The organism is Acinetobacter sp. NBRC 100985 (genome assembly GCF_000241225.1).
Taxonomy (GTDB): domain Bacteria; phylum Pseudomonadota; class Gammaproteobacteria; order Pseudomonadales; family Moraxellaceae; genus Acinetobacter; species Acinetobacter venetianus.
Window position 1 is genome coordinate 29,375 of sequence record NZ_BAEB01000031.1, and the last position, 13,879, is coordinate 43,253.

Genomic DNA, 13,879 nt, shown 5'->3' on the forward strand with positions numbered 1-13,879 from the left:
TCGCTCCAGACATTCACCCATCGTGAATGTTAATGTGGAAATGGACAACAAGCAGGTCTCCGGACTTCACTATATCATCACAATAATGATGCTATTAATCATCTTCCCACATCGATCCGACGCAGTGATTTGGCGTTGAGCTTGATTAATAATTCGGTGTTACCGTTGCGAGGGCAGTGTTGGATTTTCACCAACTTCCCTATAAGCAAAAGAATTTGCTTTAGACTTGTTGCGATATTGGGCGAAGTATAAAGTGTTAACGTTTTTTAAACAATCGCATTTCGAAATGAACTTTGCCCCAAGTGAGTCAAATTGCATTACAATGCGATGGTTTCAAAATATTCATTTTAAATTGGACACATCATGCGCCAATCTCAAATGCGAACTCGCGCCAAGATTTGTGGAATAACTCGAGCACAAGATATTCAAGCTGTGGTGCAGGCAGGCGCAGATGCAATCGGTTTTGTATTTTTCCCGCCTAGTCCTCGCCATGTGACTATTGAGCAAGCGCAATCGTTGGCAAAACTTATTCCGCCTTATGTGCAATTGGTGGGCTTGTTTGTAAATGCTAGTGCTGAAGAAATAAAAACGGTGCTTGATTCAGTTCCGTTGGATGTATTACAACTACATGGTGATGAAACACCTGAACAATGTCAGCAGATCGCAGAATCATGTAAACGTCGTTGGTATAAAGCAATTCAAGTGAAATCTGATTTAGATGTAGTGGCAGAAGTTCAACGCTATCAAGTGGCTGGTGCCAGTGCGGTATTGTTAGATGCATGGCATCCTGAGTTAAAGGGTGGAACAGGCCATCGCTTTGATTGGAACAAATTTCCTCAACTTGAAATTCCACTAATTTTGGCAGGTGGCTTAACACCTGAAAATGTGAGTGAAGCTATCGATACTACAGCTGCTTTTGCTGTGGATGTCAGCGGAGGCGTAGAGTCCGCAAAAGGTATAAAAGACCAACAACTCATTGAAAAATTTATGCAAGGAGTCCGACGTGGATCAGCAAAATAACGTGATTGACTACACCCAGTTTCCAGATGCTCAAGGGCATTTCGGTATTCATGGTGGACGTTTTGTGTCAGAAACGCTAATGGCTGCACTTGAAGATTTAGAAAATCTTTATGGTCGTATGAAAAATGATGCTCAGTTTTTGGCAGAGTTTGATCGTGATCTTGCGTTCTATGTTGGTCGTCCTAGTCCACTTTATTATGCTGAACGATGGTCTCAGCACCTCGGCGGTGCGCAAATTTACCTGAAACGTGAAGACTTGAATCACACGGGTTCACACAAAGTGAATAACACGATTGGTCAGGCATTATTGGCAAAGCTATCAGGTAAGAAGCGTATCATTGCTGAAACAGGTGCAGGTCAGCATGGTGTGGCGACAGCAACCATTGCAGCACGTTTGGGTATGGAGTGCGTGGTATACATGGGCGCTGAAGACGTAAAACGTCAAGCGATGAATGTATATCGTATGCGTTTGCTTGGTGCGACAGTTGTTCCTGTACAAAGTGGTTCAAAAACATTGAAAGATGCCATGAACGAAGCAATGCGAGATTGGGTCACCAATGTTGATAGCACTTACTATGTGATCGGTACTGTTGCTGGACCACACCCATATCCTCAGCTGGTTCGTGATTTCCAATCAATTATTGGTCGTGAAGCACGCCGTCAAATTCAAGAGCAAGCAGGTCGTTTACCTGACGCATTGGTTGCTTGTGTTGGTGGTGGTTCAAATGCGATGGGCTTGTTCTATCCATTCTTGAATGATCAAGATGTGAAAATGTATGGTGTTGAAGCAGCGGGTTACGGCATTGAAACTGGTAAACACTCTGCGCCATTAAATGCAGGTCATGTCGGCGTATTACATGGTAACCGTACCTACTTGATGTCAGATGAACAGGGTCAGATCATTGAAACACATAGTATTTCTGCAGGTCTAGACTATCCGGGTGTCGGTCCCGAACATAGTTTCTTAAAAGATATGAAACGTGTTGAATATGTGCCGATCAATGATGACGAAGCGCTACAAGGTTTCCGTGATCTCACCAAGATTGAAGGGATTATTCCTGCACTTGAAAGCTCACATGCCATGGCTTATGTCACTAAACTTGCGCCAACCATGTCTAAAGATCAAATCATCATTGCAACCGTTTCAGGTCGTGGTGATAAAGACTTAATGACAGTTGCGCGTATTGATGGCGTTGAAATGGTTGAGATGTAAGTTTTCACAATGCCAAGTTTGTTTATGGTGATGTTGGGTGGCCGACATGCAAAAGCCAATACTGAAGTTCATGATGTAGTAATGGCAATAGGTGAAACACTACCTGAAATCATGCCACAGTTAAAACAAGCTTGGTTTGGTGAGTTGAAAGGATTGCATATTGATGCTTGGGCACAGTTTACAGGTGTGCAATCGCAAGGTGTGAAGTACCAAATACATTTTTCTGATGCAGCGCCGTCAGTTTCGGATGAAAAATTGTATTTGATCAACTTGGGTGGATATGTCCCGAATATTTTCGGTGAGTTACATAGCTATCATCTTGTTGTGGCTACAGATTCAACAAATGCAAAACAGCTCGGTAAGCAATATATCGAGCAACACTGGCATAAACCGCATACAGACCGTGTCGTTGATGTAGATGATTGTATTCCTATCGATCATGTAGCAGGTCGCTATATCCAGTTGGTTCAAGGTGAGTTTAACCCGACCATTTGGGAAAATACTTATCTCACCATAGGTTAAAAGCTCAATAAAAAAGGGAAGCAAAAGCTTCCCTTTTTTTACTCACTATTTTATTGAACTAACTTGATTCGATTGGTATTTGGTACCGTAAGCGGAGAGTTTTGAGTAACATATTTTTCCAATGCATCAATATCTTGACCGCCACCAATTGGGTTCTTACCATCTTTTAGAACAGTAAAGTTATCACCGCCATCGGCAAGGAAGCTATTTACAGTCACACGATAAACTTTCGTATCAATAAGTGGTTGTCCTGCGACCATGACAAGACTTGCACGCGGTGATACAGAACTATCTTTGTTGTATGAATAACTAAACTCTTTCGATGGTTGCAAGATGCGGACAGTTGCTGCATTTGCGCCAGACCATTGTTGCTCTAATACATCACGAATTTGTTTGCCCGTAAGGCTTAAAGTCACTAAGGAATTACCAAATGGTTGTACCGTAAATACGTCGCCGAATGTGATTTGATTATTGGTGTTAATGAGTAGATCAGCACGTACACCGCCTGGATTCATTAAGGTGAAATCAGAACCTTGATCACTTGCAGCTAACGCAGCGGCTTGTTGTGCATCCGCAATCAGATTCCCTAATGCACTTTCGCCACTTTCAGTTGCAGTACGGCTAATTACACTGTTCGCAGTACCAACAACGCGAGCAGAGATAGTCGTTACTGCTTGGCGATATTTATCAAGTATGGCTTCGATGCTCGGCGTCTTATTGAATTTTTCATAAAGATTAGTCAAATTTACCGTATTTGAACCAGAGGTATACGCTTCACTTTGAATAGGAACTTGAGAGGCATCTTTTTTGATCACATCCCCTGTTTTTCCATCCAATTCCAGTTGAATATTGGTAATCGCCGTGCCGTATTGACCCGCTGAGGTGAGTAAAAATGGTTTTTGCGGATTTTTGGTTGCGTAATCGCAAATATAAGACTGATGTGTGTGACCAGACACAACAACATCTACAGCTGGATCTAAGCGATCTAAAATTCCCAATAGTGGCCCACTTAATCCATCACAGGTTTTGCTATTAAACTTAGTACTTGGCGCAACCCCTTCATGCACTACAACGACAATGGCTTCAATACCTTGTTTCTTTAACTCGGGAACTAAGGCATTGACTGTATCGGCTTCATCATGAAAATCAACATCTTTAATACCCGCAGCAGAGACGATGCTGGGTGTTGCTTTTAAGGTCATACCGATAAAGGCAACTGGAATGCCACCATAGGTTTTGACTTTATATGCAGGAAATAATGTTTTACTTGGGTCTGCCTTCATCGAAACGTTGGCAGCCAAAAAGTTGAATTTTGCACCCTCAAAGTTTGGGTTGATTTGACATGGTTTAGCACTGGTATATTGCTCACATCCACCATTTTGTAAACGACGTAATTCATCTGTACCACGGTCAAACTCATGATTCCCTACAGCATTGAAATCAATATGAATATCATTCATGGTTTCAATGGTTGGCTCGTCTAGGAATAGCGATGAGGTGAGCGGGGAAGCACTAATTAAATCACCAGCAGAAACGACAGCATTATTTGGATACTTAGCACGGAGTTTATTTATTGCATCGGCAAAATAACTGACCCCACCAACAGGGATTCGTACTGATTTACTGGTATCTGTTGGATCTTCTGCTTCAATATAGCGTTTCGGTGGTTCTAAGTTTCCATGAAAGTCATTGAATGCAAGGATGTTAATGCTTTGATTTTGGCGTTCAGCAACAGGTGGTTGATTGTTACTATCATCGTTATTGTCGTTGCATGCCGTTAAAGCTAAAAGCATTAAACATAATACTTTTGTTTTGAATATTGTTTGAAGAGTCATATTTTATCAACTGGTATAAGATTGTTTTTAAAAATAAAGTGTTCGTATGAATCTTTGATGAAAAAATGGACGACAGCTACTCGTGAATGCTGTCTGAAGAAATGGTGAATCACGCTCAAATTTTGTATAAATTTTATTCTTTTAATGGTGTTAATCTTCTGATTTACAGACTATTATTGGCAAAGATTTAAACAATCAGTCATGGAATGCTTTGAAATGGATTTGATACAAGTCAATGGTCAGCCTCGTTATGGGCGTTTTGACCACGTACCATCACGAATAAATCTAGATGACTATATTTATAAATCACCTTATGGTCAGATACTTAAAGGCTGGCGCAAACAACTTAAATATAAAAAATTTAAATTTTGTGGCTTACAGCATGAGCATTTCAGTATTGGCATCGCGATTGTCGATCTATCATGGGCAGGGCATGGTTTTTTCTATGTCTATGACCATCTCGCTAAAAAAGTAATTGAATGGAATGCAATTCAACCGCTTGCTATGAAAACGCAACTGGATGAACAACCATTATTTAGTCAAAGTTATTTCAAAAAGTCAGCCTATCAATTCGATATGCAACATGCCAATGGCGTGCGATACATTCAAGTAACTAAGCATGGTGAAATTCAGTTAAAAGCACGGATTTTTTGTGCGGGTACGGATGCCTTAAGTTTATGTAGCCCGACAGGTATTAATGGTTGGACTTATACTCAAAAGCAAACCACATTGGCGGTTGAAGGGTTCTTTATTAGCCCAGATCAACAACAGATTGATTTTAATGCTCATAGCCTTGCAGCACTGGATGATACTTGTGGTTTTCTTCGTCCTGAAACAGCTTGGTTTTGGTTGTCATGCCAATTTATAGATAAAAATGATCGCCGTATTGGTTTAAACCTTGCATCTGGCGTGAATGAAAGTTTTGGTAATGAAAATGCGCTGTGGGTCAATGGACGTTTGTATCCACTGACTGATGTTCTATTTGAACAACAAAGTGAAATGACATGGTCGATTCGTTCATTAGGCGGATGTTTAAACTTGATGGTGGAAACAGGGTGGTGTCGTTTTGAAAATATTAATTTACGGTTGATCGGCAGCCAGTTTAATCAATGGCAAGCCAAAGTCAGCGGTACGATTGCGCATGAACAGGTGGAGTTAGTGTCATTAGATAATGAATATGGCTTATTAGAACAGCATTATGCGAAGTGGTGAGTAAACAAATAAAAACTTCCTCTAGCCCCTCTTTAAAAAAGAGGGGAACTATTGAGGAACTAAACTGCTTAACCGAGTGGTATTACTGATATAGAGAGAATTTTATTTTAGGTAAGTTAAAGCCCTGCTTGCCAAAAAGCTTCACCCGCAGCAATTGGGTCATTGGTCTTGGCTAAAGTATCAATCCAAACATCATATTGACGAATAACAGGATGTTGATTTGGATGAAAGTCTTTCTTGAACCAATCACTATATTGAGACCTTTTTGCAGTCAAAATACCGTTACGACCAAAGAACCACGGCAAGCCTTTACGTGCCATATCAAAACGTTGTCTCAAGTTGAAACCATCGGTTTTGAGCATCACATCTGTACGATATAGAGTAAAACCAAACATCATCACTGTTGTGAAAACCAAAGCAAAGCGACGAGTAGCTTCTGGGACTTCACCGACTTCACGCATCACATCAAAAGCAACATCACGATGTTCCATTTCTTCAATCGCATGCCAAGCAAACAGTGCTCTAACAAATGGATCTGCTTCTGCTAAAGTTTCTTTTTTACTATAAAAAGTATCTGCCATCAGTGCAGTTAAGTGTTCTGCGGCAGCGGTCATCGCAATATTGTATTGGGCCGAACGATTTTTTAATTCAAATCTAAAAATCTTTTTCAAACGTGTGGTGAACTGATCAACAGGCATGCCTTGTTCTTTCATGATCTGATTCATTTTGTCATGTGCAATACCATGCTGCGCTTCCTGACGAATGAAGTCAGCGACACGTTCCTGTAACTCAGGATCATTAATTTTGTCGCGGAATAAACGCACGCACTCAATAAAATAGCGTTCACCATCAGGAAAGGTGAGACTTAATGCATCAAACATACGTGTGCGGAAAGGATCACCACCAAACCAGAAGCGAGGTGCTTGATCTAAGTGAAAATCTAATTTGGTTCTTACAATTGGATCAACTTGATAGGAAACATGTGCATTCATCTTTGCTATTCCTTGTCTTTTTCATGAACTCAGTATGAAAAAAGTTCAACAAAATGTTTTGACAGTTACAGCCAAGTTTTATACAAATAACGACATATCAGGGATGAGATTGGCGTATGTCAGTTAAAATTATAATTGGATATTTGCGGCTATTTAATCGCGTTTTACAACAAGAACATATTGATTTGTCAAAAGTTGTTTCGCCTGAGCTTTGGCATGCTTTCCAAAACTGTCTAGAAAACCCTGATGAACAAGACTTTGACGTTGAGCGTTATGCTTTATTGTTACAAGCTGCTCAACCACATTTCACACGGCCGATTACGTTGGTTCTAGCTGAACATGCCAATTTGCAAGATTTAGGATTGATGGGTTATTTGGCATCGACTAGTTTTGATCTGCAGCAAGCTTTGCAATTGCTACAACGTTACTATTCTCTGGTTTTCAAACAAACCAATTTAGAACAACTCAATGTTCAGCAATTACCTGAATATATTCAAATCGTTTGGAGCGCATCTTATCCTGACTACCGAGAAATGTATGAACTCAATTTGGCGTTGATTTTTAAAATTGCTCAGTCGATTGTGTTAGATCATTTAGCACCACCACAAATGATTCAGTTTGGATATGCACCGCATACATCGCTATATCATTTCGAGCGTTTTTATGGCTGTTCTATTCAAGTTCAAGCTGGACAATATGCGATACGATTTTCCAACCAGATTTTAAAGGCCAAAAGTATTGCGGCGGATCAGCAGTTGAATCAGGTGTTGTCGACACAAGCGCAGCAGTCGTTGAGTCGGATTAGCTCAACCGAGATTCAGCAACAACAATTCAAACAAAAGATTTTGACTTATATTGAGCAAGGTTTAGTACAACAAGAAGAAGTGTTGCAGAGTTATGTGGCTAAGCGATTGCATTGTTCTGAAAGAACTTTACAACGACAACTCAAGGTGTATCAGCTTAATTTTCAAGATATTCTGGATCAATATCGTTTGGAGCAAAGTAAGCTGTATTTACAACAAGGAAAATCACTTTCTGAAATTGCGGAACTTTTGAATTATGCGGATCAAAGTGCTTTTGGACGAGCATTTAAGCGTTGGACAGGGCTTACACCTAAGCAGTTTTTAAAGTCTTTATAGATTTTAGATCAAACTTTTAATTCATAAGTGAGTTTAACTAAGGTCATTCAATTTATGAATAATCAGATGGGTTTGATATTTTCTTATTTTTTAAGGATGAAAGTAAAAAATCCTCTGTTGGACTGACGTTTCGTCCTGAGCAAATTTTAAAGCACTGCTTTGAAATGCAGCGCAAGACAAGTCCAACGGGCGACATTCATGTCGCCTGTCACGATAGTAGATTGTTGTCTAAATTAAAGCGTTATTAAGAGTAGAGCTTGATCAGTAATTCAAATTTTCTATTGGTTTTTTAAACGTGGATAATTAAATGCGATTGCGAAAATAGCAAAGATAGCCAAAATCCAACAATAGTAAATATGTCCAATGAGCTCAACTGGTGAGAGTTTAGCAATTGAACATGCAAGTAGAAGTTGAGCGCCGTAAGGGATCATTCCTTGCACCACACACGAGAAAATATCAAGCAACGCTGCACTACGTTTAGGATCAACGCCATATTCTTTAGCAACTTCTCGTGCCATGTCACCTGAAAGAATGATCGCAACGGTATTGTTGGCAACAAATAGGTTAGAGAAGACCACGAGGAAGCTGATTCCAAACTCGCCAGCACGTTGTTTGCCAAATTTAAATAACCGTGTAATCGCATAAATACGTTGAATCAGCCACTCTAATCCGCCTTCTTTTTGCATCAGTGCTGAAAGCCCGCCAAGTAGCATAGAAAGTAATGCAACTTCGAACATGCCAACAAAACCGTCATAGATACTGCTATTGAGTTTTGCAAGATTAAATTCAGGCAGACTCACTAAACCAATCGCACCAGACAAGACGACACCAATCATTAAAACGGCTAAGACATGCAGACGAGTAAATGCCAGAAAAAATACAGCGAGATAAGGCAAAATCAACCAAATATCAAAAGGTTTAGATTCAATCGCATTGGCTTGATGACTCAGTGCAATATAAACCCCGAGTGTGATAATCGCCGCTGGCAATGCGATCCAAACATTGACTTTAAATTTATCTCTTAATTCAACATTTTGACTGCGTGTTGCTGCAATAGTCGTGTCTGAAATCATAGACAAGTTATCGCCAAACATTGCACCACCAACCACAGCACCGATTGCATAGAGTGGGGTAATATCTGTTGCTTGTGAGAAACCAAAGGCGATGGGCGCACAGGCTGCAATTGTTCCCATTGATGTTCCCATTGCGGTTGCAATGAAAGCGGCAATGATAAATAGCATCGGTAAGACATATTCGGCTGAAATCAAAGACAGCCCAAGTTGAACTGTGGCATCTACACTACCAATCGCGCCTGATACGCTTGCAAATGCACCTGCTAGCATAAACACCATAAACATCAATATGAGATTAGGGTGACTCGCACCTTGTAGAAACTCTTCAATTGCCGCATTTAACTTTTGTTTATAAAGCAGTAATGCCAAAATGACAGCGGGTATCGCTGCTACAGGTGCTTTGACTTGATAAAACGCAAATTCAGTCCCTATCATTGAATGATATAGACCACTCCCGAGAAAGATGATCAAAAATACCAATAGTGGCAACAAAGCAAGCGCATTGCTTTGCACTTTTTCCTGAGAGTGGGCAGACATAAAAATAAAAAGAAAACTTAGAAATTGCGCGTAGTATAAAGGAGCTTTGCTAATTTCTAAAATGCCGAGATATTCGCTCAAAATTAGGAAGCTTTGATCATTGAGAAAAAATTGAAAATATAGATAAATGTGCAAGTGGGATTGGAAGTCGTCATATTCACAGTTGCAATCACGTCAAACTCTGTTCAATGAACAAAAAATAGCGTTACAATGCAGTGTTTTTGTATGACTACAAACAACTCCTCAATTTATATAAATCAAGGAAAGCATAATCCTATGTCACGTCTTGCCACTCGTTTTGAACAGCTTAAATCTCAGCAACGTAAAGCGCTTGTTTCTTATGTAATGGCAGGTGACCCGCATCCACAAGTAACAGTTCCTTTGCTTCATCAAATGGTTGAAGCAGGTGTTGATGTGATTGAGCTTGGTCTACCATTTTCAGATCCAATGGCTGATGGTCCTGTGATTGCTTTAGCTGCTGAGCGTGCTTTGGCAGGCGGAACCAATACTTTAGATGCTTTGGATATGGTTAAAGCCTTTCGTGAAAAAGATCAAACGACACCCGTTGTTTTGATGGGATATTTAAATCCTGTTGAAGTGATTGGTTATGAAAAGTTTGTCGCTTATGCGAAAGACTGTGGTGTTGATGGTGTTCTTTTGGTGGATTTACCACCTGAAGAGTCGAAGCAGTTTGGTGAAGTCTTGAAACAAAATGAGATGGATCAAATCTTCTTGCTTGCACCGACATCAACCGACAATCGTATTCAACACGTGGTTGATCAAGCCAGCGGTTTTGTTTACTACGTGTCACTAAAAGGTGTGACAGGTGCAGCAACATTAGATACCTCAGAAGCTGCGGCGCGTATTGCAAAAATTAAATCGAAAACCAATGTTCCTGTAGGTGTTGGTTTTGGGATTAGTGATGCAGCGTCTGCTAAAGCAATGGGTCAAGTTGCTGACGCGGTGATTGTAGGAAGTGCTTTCGTTAAATCTTTTGCAGCATTGCCAGCAGATGAAGCTGTGCAACAGACGGTGAATAAAGTGAAGGAGCTTCGAGCTGCGCTCGATGAGTTAGTATGAGTCAAGAATTAACAGCAGGGAAGGTTCTTAGCCCTTCAACACCTTGGACTGATCGTCAAGTTCCAGGTATTCAAGTTGCTGATGAACAACAGACATTCAAAGCGACGTTTACAGAACCTACGATTGAATGCCCTGAATGTCATGCACTTGTGACACGTACCGCAATGTCATTTAACGCTTACGTTTGCCCTCAGTGCGATGAGCATTTACGTATGCGCGCCCGTGATCGTTTGAACTGGTTCTTTGATCAAGTCAATGGTGAGCTTGGACAAGAGTTTAGTGCAAAAGATCCATTACAGTTTGTGGATAGCCGCCCTTACCCAGATCGTATACGTGAGGCACAAGATAAAACGGGTGAGACCGAGGGTCTGGTTGTCATGCATGGTTCACTCAAAGGTTTAAATTTGATCGCTTGTGCGTTTGACTTTGAATTTATGGCTGGGTCGATGGGCACAGTAGTTGGTGATCGTTTTGTACAAGCGGCAGAGCGTGCGATTGCATTACATCAACCATTAATCTGTTTCGCAGCTTCTGGTGGTGCACGTATGCAAGAAGGCATGTTGTCTTTGATGCAAATGGCGCGTACTGCAGCTGCAATCCAAAAAATGAAAGAAGCACGTGTACCTTATTTAGTGGTACTCACTCACCCAGTTTATGGTGGTGTAACTGCGTCATTAGCCATGTTAGGCGATGTACATATTGCTGAACCGAAGGCTATGATAGGCTTTGCTGGTAAGCGAGTGATTGAACAAACGGTACGTGAAAAATTGGAAGAACCATTCCAACGTGCAGAATATTTGCTTGATCATGGTGTGGTCGATCAAATTGTTCATCGTCATGCATTACGTGATACTGTATACAGACTTGTAGCTAAACTGATGAACTTACCTTGAGACAGCACGCACCACATTCTACAGATACATTAACAACATGGCTCGATTATTGGAGCCATGTTCATGTTACAGGGATTGATTTAGGTTTAGAACGTGTTATTCCTGTCGCTGAAAAGCTAGGGGTAATGCGACCTAAAGCAAAAGTTTTTACGGTTGCTGGAACCAATGGCAAAGGTTCAACCACAACAACTTTAGCTGCTATTTTAAATGCGCAAGGTTATAAAGTTGGGCTGTATCAATCCCCGCACATTTATCGTTTTAATGAACGCGTTAAACTTACTGGAATCGAAGTTGATGATCAGCATTTGATTGATGCTTTTGTTTTAGTTGATCAAGCGCGCCGTGAATGTGATCTAAGCTTATCTTTCTTTGAAGCAACCACATTGGCTGCTTTTGTTATTTTTAAGCAACAGCAATGTGATGTGTGGGTACTTGAAGTTGGCTTAGGTGGTCGTTTAGATGTTGTTAATGTGATCGATCCTGATATTGCGGTTATTACCAATATTGGATTGGATCATACTGATTGGTTAGGCGATAGCATTGAAAAGATTGCTTTTGAAAAAGCAGGCATTATTCGTCCCAACATTCCTGTTATTTTCGCTGGTCAACAACAGCTCCCTCAAGCGATTCAAGATAAAGTCACTGACACTCAAGCACAGTTGTATGCGCTGAATCGAGATTATTTTTACCAATTAAATGAAGATGGCGAGACATGGTCTTTTGCTTCTTCTGGTACAACCCTAAAATTACCTGTTGGTCAATTAGCGTTAGATAATATTTCTACAGCAGTCGCAGCGATATTGGTGAGCGGCGTTGAAGTGACACAAGTTGCAATCGCAAGCGGAATTTTAAATGCTCAATTGCAAGGTCGTTTTGAAATTCGTCAAATTAAAAATAGAACGGTGATCTTTGATGCGGGCCATAACCCACATGGCGTCGAATTTTTATTGAATCAGTTGCGAAAATTCTTAAAATACAATAAACAGTACACAGAAGTTGTGGCTGTATTTTCCATGTTGGCAGATAAAGATATTGCATCTGTCACCGATTTACTAAAAACAACAGTAAAAAATTGGTTTATTGCTACTTTAGATGTGCCTAGAGCCGCGCCTATGCCGCAGTTAACAGATGCGCTTCGTGGTGAACAGGTCGATGAGTTTGGCAGCATTCAGCAAGCGTTTGAAACTGCACTGAAGCAAAGCAATAACAATCAATTGATTTTAGTCTGTGGTTCGTTTCATACCTTGGAAGCGGTCTGGGAGTATTTAGAAGAATGTCAATGAATAACAAACAACGTTGGATGGGTGGCGTTGTTTTACTAGGTGGTGGTGTTTTATTGGCAGCATTACTTCTGAAAGGTAATGAAGAAATAGAGCAAGATAAAGCGCAAGCTGAGATTACTCATCCCATTCCCAAAACAGACTCAACTCCAAAAACAGCACAACCTGCACAAGATAGTGACATGGTTTCATTACAACCTTTAGCGGTTGATGTTGAAACAGAAAAACGTTTACTAGAAGAACAGCGTAGATCTCGTGAAAAAGCAGTGGCTGAACAAGAAGCAAGAGCTGCTGAGTTTTTGAAGATGCAACAAGAGGCAGAAGCGGCAGCAGCACGTAAAGCAGCTGAAGAATATGCAGCGTTAAATGCACGCCGAGCAGCTGAGCAAGAAAGTTCAGACAATATTCCACCAGAAGTTGCTGAAGATGATAAGGCTAAAGCACAACGTCTGGCAGAAGAGAAACGTAAGCAAGACGAAAAGAAAAAGGCTGAACAACAAAAAGTAGATCAGCAAAAAGCTGATGCTGACAAGAAAGCGACGGAAGAGAAACGTAAAGCAGAAGCTGAGAAAAAGGCTGCTGAAGATAAGCGTAAAGCAGAAGCTGAGAAGAAGGCTACTGAAGATAAGCGTAAAGCTGATGCTGAGAAAAAGGCTGCTGAAGATAAGCGTAAAGCTGATGCTGAGAAGAAGGCTGCCGAAGAAAAACGTAAAGCAGAAGCAGATAAAAAAGCTGCTGATGAGAAAAAGCGTAAGGCTGAGGAAGCTAAGAAGAAAGCTGAAGCGGATAAAGCGCGTGAGATCATGGAAAGTGGCGATAAGAACTGGATGGTTCAGGTTGCTTTGGCTGCGAATCAAGCTAATGCGGATGCTGTTGTATCAAAGCTACGTGCTAAAGGCTATAAAGTGACAACAAGCCCAACGTCTAAAGGTATCCGTATTATGGTCGGTCCTGCCAAAGACCGTGATGTTGCAGATGCGACGCGTAAGAAGATTACCAGCGATGATAGTTTAAATATGAAGTCAGCATGGGTGATTGATTGGGTTCCACTTGATCAACGTTAAATGAAACCCTTGTCTAAAC

The 13,879-nt window shown here is 40.8% G+C and carries 12 protein-coding genes and 1 riboswitch; of the genes, 9 read left to right on the plus strand and 3 right to left on the minus strand.

Translation table 11 applies throughout. The features are described from left to right. Positions 1 to 32: 32 nt before the first annotated feature. A riboswitch (cobalamin riboswitch) is annotated at positions 33 to 245 on the minus strand. Positions 246 to 363: 118 nt separating this feature from the next. From ACT4_RS11820 to ACT4_RS11830, 3 genes are read left to right on the plus strand one after another with little or no spacing between them, the layout of a single operon-like run. Then, positions 364 to 1,020: a phosphoribosylanthranilate isomerase gene (locus tag ACT4_RS11820; protein ID WP_007482520.1), complete on the plus strand. Its 657-nt coding sequence runs from the start codon at positions 364 to 366 to the stop codon at positions 1,018 to 1,020. After that, positions 1,004 to 2,233 (plus strand): tryptophan synthase subunit beta, encoded by a 1,230-nt coding sequence (gene trpB / locus ACT4_RS11825; protein WP_004877265.1) that lies wholly within the window; start codon positions 1,004 to 1,006, stop codon positions 2,231 to 2,233. The genes ACT4_RS11820 and trpB overlap by 17 nt, the downstream gene beginning before the upstream one ends. Before the next feature lie 9 nt (positions 2,234 to 2,242). Then, complete coding sequence (locus ACT4_RS11830; RefSeq protein ID WP_007482522.1) at positions 2,243 to 2,755, plus strand: DUF1543 domain-containing protein; 513 nt, start codon at positions 2,243 to 2,245, stop codon at positions 2,753 to 2,755. Positions 2,756 to 2,805: 50 nt separating this feature from the next. Here the strand turns inward: ACT4_RS11830 and ACT4_RS11835 are convergent, their stop codons facing one another. Continuing rightward, on the minus strand, positions 2,806 to 4,590 hold the full coding sequence (locus ACT4_RS11835) for a bifunctional UDP-sugar hydrolase/5'-nucleotidase (protein WP_034605077.1): 1,785 nt from the start codon (positions 4,588 to 4,590) through the stop codon (positions 2,806 to 2,808). Positions 4,591 to 4,806: 216 nt separating this feature from the next. Between ACT4_RS11835 and ACT4_RS11840 the strand changes: the two genes are divergently transcribed. Further along, a complete protein-coding gene (locus ACT4_RS11840; protein ID WP_034605081.1) occupies positions 4,807 to 5,802 on the plus strand; it encodes a DUF2804 domain-containing protein in 996 nt (331 codons plus the stop codon). Between the two features lie 116 nt (positions 5,803 to 5,918). Here ACT4_RS11840 and ACT4_RS11845 read toward each other — a convergent pair whose 3' ends face one another. Continuing rightward, positions 5,919 to 6,794 carry a metal-dependent hydrolase gene (locus tag ACT4_RS11845; protein WP_007482526.1) on the minus strand — a complete coding sequence of 292 codons (876 nt, stop codon included), beginning with the start codon at positions 6,792 to 6,794 and terminating at the stop codon, positions 5,919 to 5,921. 116 nt (positions 6,795 to 6,910) lie between these two features. Between ACT4_RS11845 and ACT4_RS11850 the strand changes: the two genes are divergently transcribed. Further along, positions 6,911 to 7,933 carry an AraC family transcriptional regulator gene (locus ACT4_RS11850; protein WP_007482528.1) on the plus strand — a complete coding sequence of 341 codons (1,023 nt, stop codon included), beginning with the start codon at positions 6,911 to 6,913 and terminating at the stop codon, positions 7,931 to 7,933. Between the two features lie 278 nt (positions 7,934 to 8,211). Here the strand turns inward: ACT4_RS11850 and ACT4_RS11855 are convergent, their stop codons facing one another. Then, positions 8,212 to 9,543 (minus strand): Na+/H+ antiporter NhaC family protein, encoded by a 1,332-nt coding sequence (locus ACT4_RS11855; RefSeq protein ID WP_034605099.1) that lies wholly within the window; start codon positions 9,541 to 9,543, stop codon positions 8,212 to 8,214. A 276-nt stretch (positions 9,544 to 9,819) separates the two neighbouring features. On the opposite strand from ACT4_RS11855, the gene trpA reads away from it, so the two are divergent. The 4 genes from trpA to ACT4_RS11875 are packed head-to-tail and all read left to right on the plus strand — an operon-like array spanning position 9,820 to position 13,860. Beyond that, on the plus strand, positions 9,820 to 10,623 hold the full coding sequence (gene trpA / locus ACT4_RS11860) for a tryptophan synthase subunit alpha (protein WP_004877253.1): 804 nt from the start codon (positions 9,820 to 9,822) through the stop codon (positions 10,621 to 10,623). Continuing rightward, complete coding sequence (accD, locus tag ACT4_RS11865) at positions 10,620 to 11,516, plus strand: acetyl-CoA carboxylase, carboxyltransferase subunit beta (protein ID WP_007482532.1); 897 nt, start codon at positions 10,620 to 10,622, stop codon at positions 11,514 to 11,516. Before trpA ends, accD begins: the two co-directional genes overlap by 4 nt. Beyond that, a complete protein-coding gene (folC, locus tag ACT4_RS11870; RefSeq protein WP_007482534.1) occupies positions 11,513 to 12,799 on the plus strand; it encodes a bifunctional tetrahydrofolate synthase/dihydrofolate synthase in 1,287 nt (428 codons plus the stop codon). The genes accD and folC overlap by 4 nt, the downstream gene beginning before the upstream one ends. Next, complete coding sequence (locus tag ACT4_RS11875; RefSeq protein ID WP_004877249.1) at positions 12,790 to 13,860, plus strand: SPOR domain-containing protein; 1,071 nt, start codon at positions 12,790 to 12,792, stop codon at positions 13,858 to 13,860. The genes folC and ACT4_RS11875 overlap by 10 nt, the downstream gene beginning before the upstream one ends. The last annotated feature ends 19 nt before the right edge of the window (positions 13,861 to 13,879 follow it).

Bases quoted from the DNA above. Each gene is read 5' to 3' on its own strand.
- ACT4_RS11820 (WP_007482520.1), top strand. From the start codon at position 364: ATGCGCCAATCTCAAATGCGAACTCGCGCCAAGATTTGTGGAATAACT.
- ACT4_RS11830 (WP_007482522.1), top strand. From the start codon at position 2,243: ATGCCAAGTTTGTTTATGGTGATGTTGGGTGGCCGACATGCAAAAGCC.
- ACT4_RS11835 (WP_034605077.1), bottom strand. From the start codon at position 4,590: ATGACTCTTCAAACAATATTCAAAACAAAAGTATTATGTTTAATGCTT.
- ACT4_RS11840 (WP_034605081.1), top strand. From the start codon at position 4,807: ATGGATTTGATACAAGTCAATGGTCAGCCTCGTTATGGGCGTTTTGAC.
- ACT4_RS11845 (WP_007482526.1), bottom strand. From the start codon at position 6,794: ATGAATGCACATGTTTCCTATCAAGTTGATCCAATTGTAAGAACCAAA.
- ACT4_RS11850 (WP_007482528.1), top strand. From the start codon at position 6,911: ATGTCAGTTAAAATTATAATTGGATATTTGCGGCTATTTAATCGCGTT.
- ACT4_RS11855 (WP_034605099.1), bottom strand. From the start codon at position 9,543: ATGTCTGCCCACTCTCAGGAAAAAGTGCAAAGCAATGCGCTTGCTTTG.
- trpA (WP_004877253.1), top strand. From the start codon at position 9,820: ATGTCACGTCTTGCCACTCGTTTTGAACAGCTTAAATCTCAGCAACGT.
- accD (WP_007482532.1), top strand. From the start codon at position 10,620: ATGAGTCAAGAATTAACAGCAGGGAAGGTTCTTAGCCCTTCAACACCT.
- ACT4_RS11875 (WP_004877249.1), top strand. From the start codon at position 12,790: ATGTCAATGAATAACAAACAACGTTGGATGGGTGGCGTTGTTTTACTA.